The organism is Streptomyces sp. NPDC007346, assembly GCF_040703535.1.
Taxonomy (GTDB): Bacteria; Actinomycetota; Actinomycetes; order Streptomycetales; family Streptomycetaceae; genus Streptomyces.
Map to the genome: position 1 here is coordinate 17,453 of NZ_JBEYKR010000020.1, position 14,082 is coordinate 31,534.

Annotated in this window: 15 protein-coding genes; 4 read left to right on the plus strand and 11 right to left on the minus strand. The window is 68.7% G+C overall.

The window, feature by feature from the left end; all coding sequences use genetic code 11:
* Entirely contained in the window at nt 1-573 is a 573-nt protein-coding gene (locus AB0917_RS08830) for a cob(I)yrinic acid a,c-diamide adenosyltransferase (protein WP_366818795.1), read from the plus strand.
* 23 nt (nt 574-596) lie between these two features.
* Here AB0917_RS08830 and AB0917_RS08835 read toward each other — a convergent pair whose 3' ends face one another.
* Nucleotides 597-1,175, minus strand: coding sequence for a hypothetical protein (locus tag AB0917_RS08835; protein WP_366818796.1), 579 nt, complete (start codon nt 1,173-1,175; stop codon nt 597-599).
* Between the two features lie 151 nt (nt 1,176-1,326).
* Between AB0917_RS08835 and AB0917_RS08840 the strand changes: the two genes are divergently transcribed.
* The 3 genes from AB0917_RS08840 to AB0917_RS08850 all read left to right on the plus strand — a co-directional run bounded on the left by AB0917_RS08840 (nt 1,327) and on the right by AB0917_RS08850 (nt 5,226).
* Entirely contained in the window at nt 1,327-2,526 is a 1,200-nt protein-coding gene (locus AB0917_RS08840) for a histidine kinase (protein WP_366818797.1), read from the plus strand.
* Nucleotides 2,523-3,173 (plus strand): response regulator transcription factor, encoded by a 651-nt coding sequence (locus AB0917_RS08845; protein ID WP_366818798.1) that lies wholly within the window; start codon nt 2,523-2,525, stop codon nt 3,171-3,173. Before AB0917_RS08840 ends, AB0917_RS08845 begins: the two co-directional genes overlap by 4 nt.
* Before the next feature lie 178 nt (nt 3,174-3,351).
* Nucleotides 3,352-5,226: a glycoside hydrolase family 18 chitinase gene (locus AB0917_RS08850; protein WP_366818799.1), complete on the plus strand. Its 1,875-nt coding sequence runs from the start codon at nt 3,352-3,354 to the stop codon at nt 5,224-5,226.
* 371 nt (nt 5,227-5,597) lie between these two features.
* Here the strand turns inward: AB0917_RS08850 and AB0917_RS08855 are convergent, their stop codons facing one another.
* The 10 genes from AB0917_RS08855 to AB0917_RS08900 all read right to left on the minus strand — a co-directional run bounded on the left by AB0917_RS08855 (nt 5,598) and on the right by AB0917_RS08900 (nt 13,917).
* The gene (locus tag AB0917_RS08855) at nt 5,598-6,044 is read right to left on the minus strand and encodes a DUF2550 domain-containing protein (RefSeq protein WP_026241075.1); all 447 of its coding nucleotides are present in this window, start codon (nt 6,042-6,044) and stop codon (nt 5,598-5,600) included.
* A gap of 141 nt (nt 6,045-6,185) precedes the next feature.
* A complete protein-coding gene (locus AB0917_RS08860; RefSeq protein WP_015611381.1) occupies nt 6,186-6,560 on the minus strand; it encodes a F0F1 ATP synthase subunit epsilon in 375 nt (124 codons plus the stop codon).
* Nucleotides 6,561-6,669: 109 nt separating this feature from the next.
* Nucleotides 6,670-8,112, minus strand: a complete 1,443-nt coding sequence (atpD, locus tag AB0917_RS08865) for a F0F1 ATP synthase subunit beta (protein ID WP_366818800.1) — start codon at nt 8,110-8,112, stop codon at nt 6,670-6,672.
* Nucleotides 8,112-9,029 (minus strand): F0F1 ATP synthase subunit gamma, encoded by a 918-nt coding sequence (locus AB0917_RS08870; RefSeq protein WP_366818801.1) that lies wholly within the window; start codon nt 9,027-9,029, stop codon nt 8,112-8,114. The genes atpD and AB0917_RS08870 overlap by 1 nt, the downstream gene beginning before the upstream one ends.
* A 3-nt stretch (nt 9,030-9,032) precedes the next feature.
* On the minus strand, nt 9,033-10,604 hold the full coding sequence (gene atpA / locus AB0917_RS08875) for a F0F1 ATP synthase subunit alpha (protein WP_366818802.1): 1,572 nt from the start codon (nt 10,602-10,604) through the stop codon (nt 9,033-9,035).
* Between the two features lie 130 nt (nt 10,605-10,734).
* Nucleotides 10,735-11,550 (minus strand): F0F1 ATP synthase subunit delta, encoded by an 816-nt coding sequence (locus AB0917_RS08880; RefSeq protein ID WP_366818803.1) that lies wholly within the window; start codon nt 11,548-11,550, stop codon nt 10,735-10,737.
* Entirely contained in the window at nt 11,547-12,083 is a 537-nt protein-coding gene (locus tag AB0917_RS08885; RefSeq protein WP_366818804.1) for a F0F1 ATP synthase subunit B, read from the minus strand. Before AB0917_RS08885 ends, AB0917_RS08880 begins: the two co-directional genes overlap by 4 nt.
* A 41-nt stretch (nt 12,084-12,124) precedes the next feature.
* Complete coding sequence (atpE, locus tag AB0917_RS08890) at nt 12,125-12,355, minus strand: ATP synthase F0 subunit C (protein ID WP_015611375.1); 231 nt, start codon at nt 12,353-12,355, stop codon at nt 12,125-12,127.
* Between the two features lie 87 nt (nt 12,356-12,442).
* A complete protein-coding gene (atpB, locus tag AB0917_RS08895) occupies nt 12,443-13,276 on the minus strand; it encodes a F0F1 ATP synthase subunit A (protein ID WP_366818805.1) in 834 nt (277 codons plus the stop codon).
* Nucleotides 13,277-13,476: 200 nt separating this feature from the next.
* On the minus strand, nt 13,477-13,917 hold the full coding sequence (locus AB0917_RS08900; RefSeq protein ID WP_366818806.1) for a hypothetical protein: 441 nt from the start codon (nt 13,915-13,917) through the stop codon (nt 13,477-13,479).
* Between the last annotated feature and the right edge of the window lie 165 nt (nt 13,918-14,082).

Consider the following 14,082-nt stretch of genomic DNA (forward strand, 5'->3'; position numbering starts at 1 on the left):
ATGGTCAATCTGACGCGCATCTACACCCGGACCGGCGACCGGGGCACCACGGCCCTCGGCGACATGAGCCGCACCGCCAAGACCGATCTGCGGATCGCGGCGTACGCGGACGCCAACGAGGCCAACGCGGTGATCGGCACCGCCGTCGCCCTGGGGCAGCTGTCCGAGGAGGTGGTGAAGGTCCTCGTACGGGTCCAGAACGACCTCTTCGACGTGGGCGCCGACCTGTCCACCCCCGTGGTCGAGGACCCCAAGTACCCGCCGCTGCGGGTCGAGCAGTCCTACGTCGACAAGCTGGAGGCGGACTGCGACCACTTCCTGGAGGAGCTGGAGAAGCTCCGCAGCTTCATCCTTCCCGGGGGTACGCCGGGCGCCGCCCTGCTCCACCAGGCGTGCACGGTGGTCCGGCGCGCCGAGCGGTCCACCTGGGCGGCGCTGGAGGTGCACGGGGAGTCGATGAACGCCCTGACCGCCACCTACCTCAACCGCCTCTCCGACCTCCTGTTCATCCTGGCGCGGAGCGCGAACAAGGAGGTCGGGGACGTGCTGTGGGTGCCGGGCGGCGAGCGCTGACACCGAGCCGGCGGGGGCCTGTCCTACTTCTCGGCCGGCTCCCGCTCGACGGCCCGCTCCGCGTGGCCCTCAGGGGCCTGCTTCGCGAACACCGTGTAGTACGCGGCGATGGCCACGTTGATGCCGATCACCCAGACCATCTTCTGCTGCCACATCCGTAGTGAGCTGATGTCCCCGTCGCCGCCGACGTACCAGGCCGCCGCCTGGAGCAGCGCCAGCGCGGTCACCCCGGCGAGGGCCCAGCGGGCGGCCAGGCGCCACTCGTGGGCGGCGCGGGCCATGCCGTACCTCGGCGGCTTCACCGGTGGCGGGCCGCCGAACCAGCGGTGGGCGACCCGGGCGTCCACCCACTTGATGGTGGAGTGGCCCAGCCCCACGGTGAAGCCGATGTAGACGGCGGCCAGACCGTGCTTCCAGTCGGGCTCGGCGCCGTTCTTCAAGTCGATGGCCGTCACCACCAGCAGGACGACCTCCAGCAGCGGCTCGCAGAGCAGCACGCCCGCGCCCAGTCGCGGCTTCCTGGCGAGGTAGCGCAGGGCGAGTCCGGCGGCGAGCAGCACCCAGAAGCCGACCTCGCAGAGCACGATCAGTGTGACGATCACGGTCCTTCTCCTCCCGTTCTCCTTCAGCCTGCCGCCCGCCGGGGCCGAAATCGTCGTCGGCGATGACGAAAGGGGACTGCATCCTTCGATGTAGTCGCACATCGGTCCGCGAAGGGAGGCCCGGCGGCGGCGGTGCGTGTTGGATGGAGAGGTGCTCACCTCGATCCGTCCCCACCGCGACGACGTGACCCTCGCCGTCTCCGGGCTGTTCGGGGGCCTGGTCCTGTGGCTGCTGGGCCTCCACACCCAGGGCGGGGTCCTCTTCCCCGCCCCCTGGGCCGCCCTCGTACCGCTGACCGTGCTGGCCTCGATGGAGCTGCTGCGCCGCACGGCACCGCGCACGGCGCTGGCCGTCGCCACGCTCGCGCTGATCGCGGACCAGCTCACCCGGGGCAATCTGGCGACCGTCCTGATGTACACGGACGTCATGTACGCGGCCGTGCTGTACGGGACCCCGGCCGCCGCCCGCCGCATCCCGGTGGCCACGCTCCTGATCACCGTCGCGGCCACGATCGGCTTCCTCGTCTGGTTCCGCAGGCCCGAGGCGCTGCTCATCGGCATCGTCACGGGGCTGGTCCTCTTCACCCCCGCCATCGCCGGCGCCGGCGTGCGCAACCACCGCGCCGCCGCCGAGGCCGCCCGGCTGGCCGCCGCCCAGACCGCGCGGCTCGCCGAGATGGACCGGGTCCAGGCGGTGGTCGCCGAGCGGGCGCGGATGGCCCGGGAGCTGCACGACATGGTGGCCAACCGCCTGTCCGCCGTCGCGATCCACTCCACGGCGGCCCTCTCCATCGACGAGCCCGACACCTCCCGGAGCGCCCTCAAGGTGATCCGGGAGAACAGCGTGGAGGGGCTCGCGGAGATGCGCCGGCTGATCGGTCTGCTGCGCGAGGGCGGCGAGGACAGCGCCCCGGTCGCCGCACCGACGCTCGACGCCCTGGACGCGCTGGTCGAGCAGGCGAACACCAACGGCGCGCCCAGCGGGCTGGTCTGCGCGCTCCGGGACAGCCGGGCGCCGGGGGCCGGTGCGCTGCCGACGCCGGTCGAGCTGGCCGCGTACCGGATCGTGCAGGAGTCCCTCACCAACGCCCTCAAGCACGCGGCACCGGGCCCGGTGACCGTGCGGCTCGACCTCGCCGACGAGGTGCTGACGGTCGAGGTGACCAGTGTGTTCGGCAGCCGCCCCGGGCCCACGGCGCCGGGTTCGGGGGCCGGTCTGGTGGGGATGCGGGAGCGGGTGGCGCTGCTCGGCGGGACGTTCGGCGCGGGGGCCGAGGCGGACGGCGACGGCAGGAAGATCTGGCGGGTGCGGGCCCAACTGCCCGTGACGGAGAGGACGATGCGGGGATGACGATCCGGGTACTGGTGGCCGAGGACCAGGCGGCCGTGCGGGCGGGGCTGGTGCTGATCCTCTCCAGCGCGCCGGACATCGAGGTCGCCGGGGAGGCGGGGGACGGCGAGGAGGCGGTGCGCCTGGCGCGTGAACTCCGGCCGGATCTCGTTCTGATGGATGTGCAGATGCCGCGGCTCGACGGGGTGTCGGCGACGCGGCAGGTGGTGGCGGAGGAGCTCGCGGACGTCCTGGTCCTGACCACGTTCGACCTCGACGCGTACGTGTTCGGGGCGCTGCGGGCGGGGGCCTCGGGCTTCCTCCTGAAGAACACCGATGCCCGCGATCTGCTGGAGGCGGTACGGACGGTGGCGCGCGGCGAGGGGCTGATCGCCCCGGCCGTGACCCGCCGGCTGATCGCGGAGTTCGCCGGAGCCGCACCCGTACGGCACGCGGCCTCGGCCGATCCGGCGGTGCTGGACTCCCTCACCCGGCGTGAGCGGGAGGTGCTCGGGTGTCTCGGCGAGGGGTTGTCGAACGCGGAGATCGCCGGGCGGCTCTCGATGGCCGAGGCGACGGTGAAGACGCACGTCAGCCGGTTGCTGGCCAAGCTGGGGCTGCGGAGCCGGGTCCAGGCGGCCGTTCTCGCACAGGAGTTGGGGGTCTGATTGCGGTCCGGTAGCGGTAACCGATCTTTGGTCCAGACCTCTTGACGATTGGTCCAGACCTTCCTAATGTCACCGAACACACACTGCGGTGAGTACGAGAGCACCCGTACTCAGGGCGGCGCAGGGTTTGCAGTCCACGAATCACCCCCGTTTGCTGGACCTCACCCGAGGAGCACCGTTGAGCACTGATACCCCCCGTCGTCGTTCCCGATTCAGATGGATCCCCACCAGGAGCGGCAGATCGAAGGTCGTCGCGGGCCTCACCGCGCTCGTCGTCCCGTTGGCCGCGATGGTGGGTCTGGCCTCCCCCGCCTCGGCCGCCGCGTCGGCCACCGCCACGTACACCAAGAAGTCGGACTGGGGCAGCGGCTTCGAGGGCCAGTGGACGGTGAAGAACACCGGCACCACGGCTCTCTCCTCCTGGACCATCGAGTGGGACTTCCCCTCGGGCACCTCGGTCGGCTCCGCCTGGGACGCCGCCGTCACCAGCTCCGGGACCACCTGGACGGCCAAGAACCTCGGCTGGAACGGAAGCGTCGCCCCCGGCGCCAGCATCAGCTTCGGCTTCAACGGCTCCGGCCCCGGCGCCCCCTCCAACTGCAAGCTGAACGGCGCTCCCTGTGACGGCTCCACCGTCCCCGGCGACAACCCGCCCTCGGCTCCCGGCACCCCCACGACCAGCGACGTCACCGACACCTCGGTGAAGCTCAGCTGGAGCGCGGCCACCGACGACAACGGCGTCAAGAACTACGACGTCCTGCGCAACGGCTCCAAGATCGCCACGGTCGTCGGCACCACGTACACCAACACCGGGCTGACCGCCGGCACCGACTACACCTACGCCGTCCAGGCGCGCGACACGATCGACCAGCTCGGTCCCGTGTCGGCCTCCGTCTCGGTCCGCACCACCGGCGGTGGCGGCGGCGAGCCGCCCGTCGGCGAGAAGGTCAACCTGGGCTACTTCACCAACTGGGGCGTCTACGGGCGCAACTACCACGTCAAGAACCTGGTGACGTCCGGCTCCGCGGCGAAGATCACGCACATCAACTACGCCTTCGGCAACGTGCAGAACGGCAGGTGCACCATCGGTGACTCCTACGCCGACTACGACAAGGCGTACACCGCCGACCAGTCCGTCGACGGCAAGGCCGACACCTGGGACCAGCCGCTGCGCGGCAACTTCAACCAGCTGCGCAAGCTGAAGGCCCAGTACCCGCACATCAAGATCCTCTGGTCCTTCGGTGGCTGGACCTGGTCCGGTGGCTTCCCGCAGGCCGCCCAGAACCCCGCCGCCTTCGCCCAGTCCTGCTACGACCTGGTCGAGGACCCCCGCTGGGCCGATGTCTTCGACGGCATCGACCTCGACTGGGAGTACCCCAACGCCTGTGGTCTGACCTGCGACACCAGCGGCCCTGACGCGCTGACGAAGATCGCCGCCGCCACGCGGGCGAAGTTCGGCGCCGACTACCTGGTCACCGCCGCCATCACCGCGGACGGCTCGAACGGCGGCAAGATCGACGCCGCCGACTACGCCGGCGCCGTGGCGCACATGGACTGGTACAACGTCATGACGTACGACTTCTTCGGCGCCTGGGCGGACAAGGGCCCCACGGCCCCCCACTCGCCGCTGACCCCGTACACCGGCATCCCGCAGCAGGGCTTCACCTCCGCCGACGCCATCGCCAAGCTGAAGGCCAAGGGCGTCCCGGCCAAGAAGCTGCTCCTCGGCATCGGCTTCTACGGCCGCGGCTGGACCGGCGTCACCCAGTCCGCCCCCGGCGGCACGGCGACCGGCGCGGCCTCCGGTACGTACGAGGCGGGCATCGAGGACTACAAGGTCCTCAAGAACACCTGCCCGGCCACCGGCACCATCGCCGGCACGGCTTACGCCCACTGCGGCACCAACTGGTGGAGCTACGACACCCCGGCCACCATCGGCTCCAAGATGACCTGGGCCAAGGACCAGGGCCTGGGTGGCGCGTTCTTCTGGGAGTTCTCCGGAGACACCACCAACGGTGAACTGGTGAGCGCGATCGACAGCGGTCTCCGGTAACCCCCACGCCATAACGGCCAGCACCACCCCGGAAAAACGCCGGGGAGACGGGTCCGCCCCCCGTCTCCCCGGTTTTTCGCTGTGTCCGTACTACGTGGCTACGCGGGGTCGTTTCCCGTACGAGGGGGAACGAGCGTGGCGGGGGGGCGTAGGCATCTGACCGCGTCGGCGGGAGCCCGGTACGGGGCGGCTCGGCGAGGGCCCCCTGCACGGGATGGCTCGGGGGCGAGGCCCCGTACGGGGCGACTCGGCGGGGTACCTCGGTACGGGACGACTTCGCATCGGACCCGGCAGACGGCGACTCGGCAACGGCCCCTCCCCCGGACCTCGTCCAGGGGGAACCCCTTCGAGCGGCAGGGCTGGATTACTTCTCAGGCCACATTGACCCGCTGGCCGGGCGGTGCCGCCTCCAGCCAGGCGAGGAAGCCGGTCAGGGCGTCCTCACTCATCGCCAGCTCCAGGCGCGTCCCCCGGTGGAGGCAGCCGAGCACGACGGAGTCGGACAGGAGCGCGAGCTCCTCCTCACCCTCCGGCAGCCGGCGGGCGATCACCTCGATCGCAGAACGCTCCAGGCCCCGGCGGGGGCGAGGAGCGTAGGAGAAGACACGGAACCAGTCGACGCGGTCGCCGCTGTAGCGGGCGACCCCGTAGACCCAGCCTTTGCCGGAGGGGTCCGGCTCTTCGGAGACGTCCCAGCGGAGGCTGCAGTCGAACGTGCCTCCGGAGCGCTGGATCAACCGCCGGCGCAGACCGAAGACGAAGAGCCCCACCAGGACCAGTACGACGACGGATACGCCCACCCACAACGCGAGGACCATCTCCACCGACCTCCTCGCATCGTCGAGTAACGGATAACGAACCGAATCGAACTGAACTGCACCTGCATCGCCTCAGCCGCGACACGGCTGGAAATTCCAGCTCGGGCCGCGGCTGAGTAAAAACATCTGTCCGTGGGGGTGCTAGTGCACCGCCACCGCGCGCAGACGGATCTCGGCGCGCCGCTCAGCAGCGGCGTCCGCGTCCGACTTCGCGCGCTCCAGCGCACGCTCGGCGCGCTGGACATCGATCTCGTCCGCCAGCTCGACGATCTCGGCCAGCAGCGACAGCTTGTTGTCCGCGAACGAGATGAAACCACCGTGCACAGCGGCGATGACGGTACCGCCCTCGCTCGTGCGGATCGTCACCGGGCCCGATTCCAGCACACCGAGAAGCGGCTGGTGACCGGGCATGATGCCGATGTCGCCGGACGTGGTGCGCGCGACGACCAGGGTGGCCTCGCCGGACCAGACACTGCGGTCCGCGGCGACCAGCTCGACATGCAGCTCAGCAGCCAAGGGGGCTCCTCGGGTCACCACCCGGCCGCCCGGCCGGGTGTCGGTTCAATTCTACGGGGCGTGGTGAGGGGGGTGGGACCACACCCACCCCCCTCGGCGAGCCGGAGGCTCAGGAGACGCCGAGCTCCTTGGCCTTCGCCTTGAGGTCGTCCAGACCACCGCACATGAAGAACGCCTGCTCGGGGAAGTGGTCGTACTCCCCGTCGCAGATCGCGTTGAACGCGGCGATCGACTCGTCGAGCGGCACGTCCGAACCGTCCAGGCCGGTGAACTGCTTGGCGGCGTGGGTGTTCTGCGACAGGAAGCGCTCGACGCGACGGGCACGGTGGACGACGAGCTTGTCCTCCTCGCCCAGCTCGTCGATACCGAGGATCGCGATGATGTCCTGGAGGTCCTTGTACTTCTGCAGGATCCCCTTGACGCGGCTGGCCGCGGCGTAGTGGTCCTGCGTGATGTAACGCGGGTCCAGGATGCGGGACGTGGAGTCCAGCGGGTCCACGGCCGGGTAGATGCCCTTCTCGGAGATCGGACGGGAGAGAACCGTCGTCGCGTCGAGGTGGGCGAACGTGGTGGCCGGGGCCGGGTCGGTCAGGTCGTCCGCGGGGACGTAGATCGCCTGCATCGAGGTGATCGAGTGACCACGCGTCGAGGTGATGCGCTCCTGGAGCACACCCATCTCGTCGGCCAGGGTCGGCTGGTAACCCACCGCGGACGGCATGCGGCCGAGCAGCGTGGAGACCTCGGAACCGGCCTGCGTGAAGCGGAAGATGTTGTCGATGAAGAGCAGCACGTCCTGCTTCTGCACATCGCGGAAGTACTCCGCCATGGTCAGGGCGGACAGGGCCACGCGCAGACGCGTCCCCGGCGGCTCGTCCATCTGGCCGAAAACGAGCGCGGTCTTGTCCAGAACGCCCGACTCGGTCATCTCGTCGATGAGGTCGTTGCCCTCACGGGTGCGCTCACCGACACCGGCGAACACCGACACACCGTCGTGCAGCTTCGCCACACGCATGATCATTTCCTGGATGAGGACCGTCTTGCCGACGCCCGCACCACCGAACAGACCGATCTTGCCGCCCTTGACGTACGGGGTCAGCAGGTCGACGACCTTCAGGCCGGTCTCGAACATCTCGGTCTTGGACTCGAGCTGGTCGAAGGCCGGGGCCTTGCGGTGGATCGGCCAGCGCTCGGTGATCTGCGCCTCGGCCTCCGGCTCGTTCAGGATCTGACCGAGGGTGTTGAACACCTTGCCCTTGGTGATGTCACCGACGGGGACGGTGATGCCCGCGCCCGTGTCGGTCACCGCGGCCTGGCGGACCAGACCGTCGGTGGGCTGCATCGAGATCGCCCGGACCACGCCGTCACCCAGGTGCTGGGCGACTTCGAGGGTCAGCGTCTTGCGGGCGCCGGCCTCGGCCGGGTCGTCCACGTCGACGTGAAGGGCGTTGTAGATCTCCGGCATCGCGTCGACGGGGAACTCCACGTCGACGACCGGGCCGATGACCCGGGCGACGCGGCCCGTGGCAGCGGCCGTCTCAACAGCGGTGGTCATTACTTGTCACTCCCCGCGGTCGCGTCGGCCAGGGCACTGGCACCGCCGACGATCTCGCTGATTTCCTGGGTGATTTCGGCCTGGCGGGCCGCGTTGGCAAGCCGGGACAGGCTCTTGATGAGGTCCCCGGCGTTGTCGGTCGCCGACTTCATCGCGCGGCGGCGGGCAGCGTGCTCGGAAGCGGCCGCCTGCAGCAGTGCGTTGTAGATACGGCTCTCGACGTAGCGCGGCAGAAGGGCGTCGAGGACGTCCTCGGCCGACGGCTCGAACTCGAACAGCGGAAGGATCTCGCCCTTGCGGGTGCTCTCCTCCGCCACCTCGTCGAGCGAAAGCGGCAGCATCCGGTCGTCGACCGCGTTCTGCGTCATCATCGACACGAATTCCGTGAAGACGATGTGCAGCTCGTCGACGCCGCCCTCGGCCGTTTCCTTCTGGATGGCCGCGATCAACGGGGCGGCGATGCTCTTGGCATCGGAGTACGCCGGGTTGTCGGTGAAGCCCGTCCAGGATTCCTCGACCTTGCGCTCGCGGAAGCCGTAGTACGCGACACCCTTACGGCCGACGATGTACGTGTCGACCTCCTTGCCCTCGCCGGCAAGGCGCTCCCGCAGCCGCTCCGCCGCCTTGATGGCGTTGGAGGAGTAGCCGCCGGCCAGACCGCGGTCGCTCGTGACGAGCAGGACCGCGGCACGGGTCGGCGTCTCGGCCTCGGTGGTGAGCGGGTGCTTGGCGTTGGAGCCGGTCGCCACCGCGGTCACCGCACGGGTGAGCTCGGTCGCGTACGGCATGGACGCCGCCACCTTGCGCTGCGCCTTGACGATGCGCGAGGCGGCGATCATCTCCATCGCCTTGGTGATCTTCTTGGTCGCGGTGACGGCTTGGATGCGGCGCTTGTAAACGCGAAGCTGAGCGCCCATCGATCAGCCCTCGCCCAGGAGCTTGCCGTCCGAGGTCTCGAACTGCTGCTTGAAGGCGGCGATCGCGTCGGCGATCGACTGCAGCGTGTCGTCGGACATCTTGCCGCCCTCGGCGATGCTGGTCAGGAGGTCCTTGCGCTCGCGGCGCAGGTACTCCAGCAGCTCGCTCTCGAAGCGACGGATGTCCTCGACCGGGACGTCGTCCATCTTGCCCGTGGTGCCGGCCCAGACGGAGACGACCTGCTCCTCCATCGGGAACGGGGCGTACTGCGGCTGCTTCAGCAGCTCGACCATGCGCTTACCGCGCTCCAGCGAGGCCTTCGAGGCCGCGTCCAGGTCGGAACCGAAGGCGGCGAACGCCTCCAGCTCGCGGTACTGGGCGAGGTCCACGCGGAGCCGGCCGGAGACCTGCTTCATGGCCTTGTGCTGGGCGGAGCCACCGACTCGGGAGACCGAGATACCGACGTTGAGCGCCGGACGCTGACCCGCGTTGAACAGGTCGGACTCCAGGAAGCACTGGCCGTCGGTGATGGAGATGACGTTGGTCGGGATGAACGCCGACACGTCGTTCGCCTTGGTCTCGACGATCGGGAGGCCCGTCATCGAACCGGCACCCATCTCGTCGGAGAGCTTGGCGCAGCGCTCCAGCAGACGCGAGTGCAGGTAGAAGACGTCACCCGGGTAGGCCTCACGGCCCGGCGGGCGGCGCAGCAGCAGGGACACGGCGCGGTAGGCGTCGGCCTGCTTCGAGAGGTCGTCGAAGATGATCAGGACGTGCTTGCCCTGGTACATCCAGTGCTGGCCGATGGCCGAACCGGTGTACGGCGCCAGGTACTTGAAGCCGGCCGGGTCGGACGCCGGGGCGGCGACGATGGTCGTGTACTCCAGCGCACCGGCCTCTTCGAGCGCACCACGCACGGAGGCGATGGTGGAGCCCTTCTGACCGATGGCGACGTAGATGCAGCGCACCTGCTTGTTCACGTCGCCCGAGCGCCAGTTGTCGCGCTGGTTGATGATCGTGTCGACGGCCAGAGCGGTCTTACCCGTCTGACGGTCGCCGATGATCAGCTGACGCTGGCCGCGGCCGATCGGCACCATGGCGTCGACGGCCTTGTAGCCGGTCTGCATCGGCTCGTGCACCGACTTGCGGACCATGACGCCAGGGGCCTGCAGCTCGAGGGCGCGGCGGCTGTCGGTCGCGATCTCGCCGAGACCGTCGATCGGGGTGCCGAGCGGGTCGACGACGCGGCCGAGGTAACCCTCGCCGACGCCGACGGAGAGCACCTCACCGGTGCGCTGCACCGGCTGGCCCTCCTCGATGCCGCTGAACTCGCCGAGGACGATGGCACCGATCTCGCGCTCCTCGAGGTTGAGGGCGAGACCGAGGGTTCCGTCCTCGAACTTCAGCAGCTCGTTCGCCATGGCGGAGGGCAGTCCCTCCACCTTCGCGATGCCGTCACCGGCAACGCTGACCGTACCGACCTCCTCGCGCGAGGCCGCGTCCGGCTGGTACGACTGGACAAAGTTCTCCAGTGCGTCCCGGATCTCCTCCGGCCGGATCGTGAGCTCCGCCATCTGGGTTCCCTGCTCTCCTTGTTGGGCCCGAAGTTTCTTAAGGGGGTCTGGGGGCCGACCCCCAGGAATCTTCTGCAATTTCTGCACGGCCCAACCGGGCCGCTGGTCTTGCTTGTTCTCTTGCGCTGTGTCAGCCGGCCATGCGCCGGGTCGCCTCTTCGAGGCGCTCCGCGACCGTGCCGTTGATGACCTCGTCGCCGACGCGCACCGAGATCCCGCCGAGGACCGCGGGGTCCACGTCCAGGTTCAGGTGCATCTGGCGGCCGTAGATCTTGGCCAGAGCGGCGCCGAGGCGCTGCTTCTGCCGGTCACTGAGCGGCACCGCCGAGGTGACGATCGCGACCGTGCGGTCGCGGCGCTCCGCGGCGAGCTTGGACAGGGATTCGAGTCCTGCTTCCAGGCTACGTCCCCGCGGCTGGGTCACCAGGCGGACGATGACCCGCTCGGTCACCGGCTGGGCCTTTCCGCCGAGCAGGCTGCGCAGCAGCTCGCCCTTGGCGGCGGTGGTGGCCGTACGGCTGGTGAGCGCGGAACGCAGCTCCGTGTCGGAGCCGACGATCCGGCCGAACCGGAACAGCTCGTCCTCGACGTCGTCGAGACCGCCGCCGCGCTGGGCGGCGGTGAGGTCCGCGGTGTTCGCCAGCTCCTCGACCGAGTCCACCAGGTCACGCGACTGCGACCAGCGGGAGCGGACCAGCCCGGAGACCAGGTCGACGGCTTCGCCGCTGACCTGACCGCTGAGCAGGCGCGCGACCAGCTCGGCCTTGCTCTCGCCGCTCTGGGCCGGGTCCGTGAGGACCCGGCGCAGGGAAACTTCGCGGTCGAGCAGCGCGGTGACCGATGCCAGATCGTCGGCGAGCTTCGCCGCGTCGACCGACGTGTTGTCGGTCAGCGCGTCGAGCCGCTCGCGTGCGGCGGCCAGTGCCTCGCGGCTCGCGCCGTTCATCGGGCAGCCTCGGCCTTCGCCTCGAGCTCGTCGAGGAAACGGTCGACGGTGCCGCTCTGCCGGGCGTGGTCCTGGAGGGACTCGCCGACGAGCTTGCCGGCCAGGTCGGTGGCGAGCTTGCCCACGTCCTGGCGCAGCGCGGAGGACGCGGCCTTGCGGTCGGCCTCGATCTGGGTGTGGCCGGCGGCGATGATCTCTTCGCGCTGCCGCTGACCTTCCGCCTTCATCTCCTGGATGATGACGGCACCCTGCTCCTGCGCCTCCTGGCGCAGACGAGCGGCCTCGTGGCGGGCCTCGGCGAGCTGAGCCTTGTACTGCTCAAGAACGCTCTGCGCCTCGGTCTGAGCCGCTTCGGCCTTCTCGATGCCACCTTCGATCGCCTCGCGACGCTCGTCCAGGGCCTTGTTGATGGCCGGGAGGAGCTTCTTGTAGAAGACGAAGAAGACAATGCTGAAGCAGATCAGACCGATGACGATCTCGGGCCAGACCGGAAACAGCGGTGACTGCGGCTCCTCAGCTGCCAGATGCAACATGGTGGACCTTTCGTCGAAAACGTATCGTCAGGTCGCCTGGACTACTTCGGGTAGATGAAGGGCGCGACGAAGCCGATCAGCGCCAGGGCCTCGATGACCGCGAAGCCGAGCAGCATGTTCTGGCGGATGATGCCGGCCGCCTCGGGCTGGCGGGCGATGGCCTGCACACCGTTACCGAAGATGATGCCGATGCCGACGCCGGGGCCGATCGCCGCGAGGCCGTAGCCGATGGTGCCGATGTTGCCCGTGACGGCTGCGAGAGTCTCAGACATTGATCTGTGATTCCTTCTCTTGATTGGCCGGTGGAGATTGCATCCACCGGACGTCTAGGGGGTGTCCGGGTGGTGACCCGGATGTCCTCAGTGCGCTTCTTCGAGCGCCTGGGACAAGTACGTGGCGGTCAGCACGGTGAACACGTATGCCTGGAGCGCCTGGATGAACATCTCGAAGACGGTCAGGGCCAGTGTCACGGCGAACGACGCGGTGGCGTACACCGTGCCGAGCACGGTGCCGAGCATGTACCAGGTCGCGATCGTGAAGACCAGGATGAGGATGTGACCGGCGAACATGTTCGCGAAGAGTCGGACCGCCAGCGTGAAGGGGCGCACGAAGATGTTCGAGACGAACTCGATCGGCGTCAGGATCACGTAGATCGGCTTGGGCAGGCCGCTCGGCACACACAGGTTACGGATACCGCCGACGAAACCGTTGTTCCGGAAGGTCACCGTCATGTAGACGACCCAGACGAGCAGCGCCAGGCCGATGGGGTACGCGATGAGCGAGGTCACCGGGAACTGCGCGAGCGGAATGATCGCCCAGAGGTTCATCACCCAGATGAAGAAGAACAACGACACCAGCAGCGGGACGAAGGGCTCGCCCTTCTTGCCGATGATCTCCTTGGCGATTCCTCGGTGCACGAAGCCGTAAAGGGCTTCGGCGACCAACTGCAGCTTGCCCGGAACGACCTTGGGCTTGGAGAAGCCGGCCCAGAACAGGCTCACGATGGCGATCGTGCCGATGATCGCGAGCAGCATCGGCTTGTTGAAATCGACCGGACCGATACTGAAGATCGGGTCGAAGATGAACGACCACGCGCTCGGGGCTGGGAAACCGCACGAGCCCTGGAACAGGTGGCAGTCAACCTCGAAGGCGAGCGTCTGGGCGTCAGCAGTCACCAGGAGCTCCTTCTGCATGGCGCATGGATACGGCTACCTCGTTGTATCGGAGCGGCTGGCAGCCGCAGGTCGGCACCGGACTGGTTCTTACGGTGAGGAGGCGGCGGCCGGGCCCGAAGCCTCGCGATGAATCAGGCGACAGCCGTGTCGTCCGCGCCCGCAGTACCGCAACCGAGACCGGACGATAGCAGCACGTCGAACAAGGCTTTATCCCGGCCCTACCGGTCACGCTCTCCCCCAGCTCCGCCCTGGCGGTTCCGGGCGTCCGCCTCGGGGTCGACGTACAGGGTCTTGCTCCGGGAATGCAGCACGGTCTGCGTGATGATCCACGTGATCACGACTGCGACCAGCGAGAGCGCGAAGGCCTGAAGGTCGAAGAGAGAGGTGTTCCTGATGCTCATGATGAAGATGAGCAGGAACACGAGCTGAGCCGAGTAAACCATCAGCCCCATGCCCTGGAGCAGCTGAGGCATGGCCCTGGCGACCCACTGGAGCGCCAGCTGTCCGAGCGCCATGAAGAGAATGACGACGACGCAGCCCACCACGGCACCGATCGCCCCCTTGCCGCCGACGACCAGGCCGCCGACAAGCGTGGCGATGGCGCCCACTGCGGCGGTGGGGGTGGCGATGCGCAGTAGTTCGCGCATGTCGGACTGCATGGCGGCAGCTCCACTGGTCTGAGGGGAGGAATGGGGCGTCGTCATGGACGAGCGTAGGCCCGGTCCGCGAGGCGGAACTCCGGGTCGATGGACCCTCTTACCAAGGTCCTTCGGCTCCGTCACCGGGTCTCGTGAACGGTATCACAAACTATTTGATGAGGTCTT

Excerpts from the sequence above, each read along its gene's own strand:
- AB0917_RS08880 (WP_366818803.1), bottom strand. The coding sequence starts at position 11,550 with ATGAACGGCGCGAGCCGCGAGGCACTGGCCGCCGCACGCGAGCGGCTC.
- AB0917_RS08845 (WP_366818798.1), top strand. The coding sequence starts at position 2,523 with ATGACGATCCGGGTACTGGTGGCCGAGGACCAGGCGGCCGTGCGGGCG.
- atpD (WP_366818800.1), bottom strand. The coding sequence starts at position 8,112 with ATGACCACCGCTGTTGAGACGGCCGCTGCCACGGGCCGCGTCGCCCGG.
- AB0917_RS08870 (WP_366818801.1), bottom strand. The coding sequence starts at position 9,029 with ATGGGCGCTCAGCTTCGCGTTTACAAGCGCCGCATCCAAGCCGTCACC.
- AB0917_RS08900 (WP_366818806.1), bottom strand. The coding sequence starts at position 13,917 with ATGCAGTCCGACATGCGCGAACTACTGCGCATCGCCACCCCCACCGCC.
- atpE (WP_015611375.1), bottom strand. The coding sequence starts at position 12,355 with ATGTCTGAGACTCTCGCAGCCGTCACGGGCAACATCGGCACCATCGGC.
- atpA (WP_366818802.1), bottom strand. The coding sequence starts at position 10,604 with ATGGCGGAGCTCACGATCCGGCCGGAGGAGATCCGGGACGCACTGGAG.
- AB0917_RS08830 (WP_366818795.1), top strand. The coding sequence starts at position 1 with ATGGTCAATCTGACGCGCATCTACACCCGGACCGGCGACCGGGGCACC.
- AB0917_RS08885 (WP_366818804.1), bottom strand. The coding sequence starts at position 12,083 with ATGTTGCATCTGGCAGCTGAGGAGCCGCAGTCACCGCTGTTTCCGGTC.
- atpB (WP_366818805.1), bottom strand. The coding sequence starts at position 13,276 with ATGCAGAAGGAGCTCCTGGTGACTGCTGACGCCCAGACGCTCGCCTTC.
- AB0917_RS08855 (WP_026241075.1), bottom strand. The coding sequence starts at position 6,044 with ATGGTCCTCGCGTTGTGGGTGGGCGTATCCGTCGTCGTACTGGTCCTG.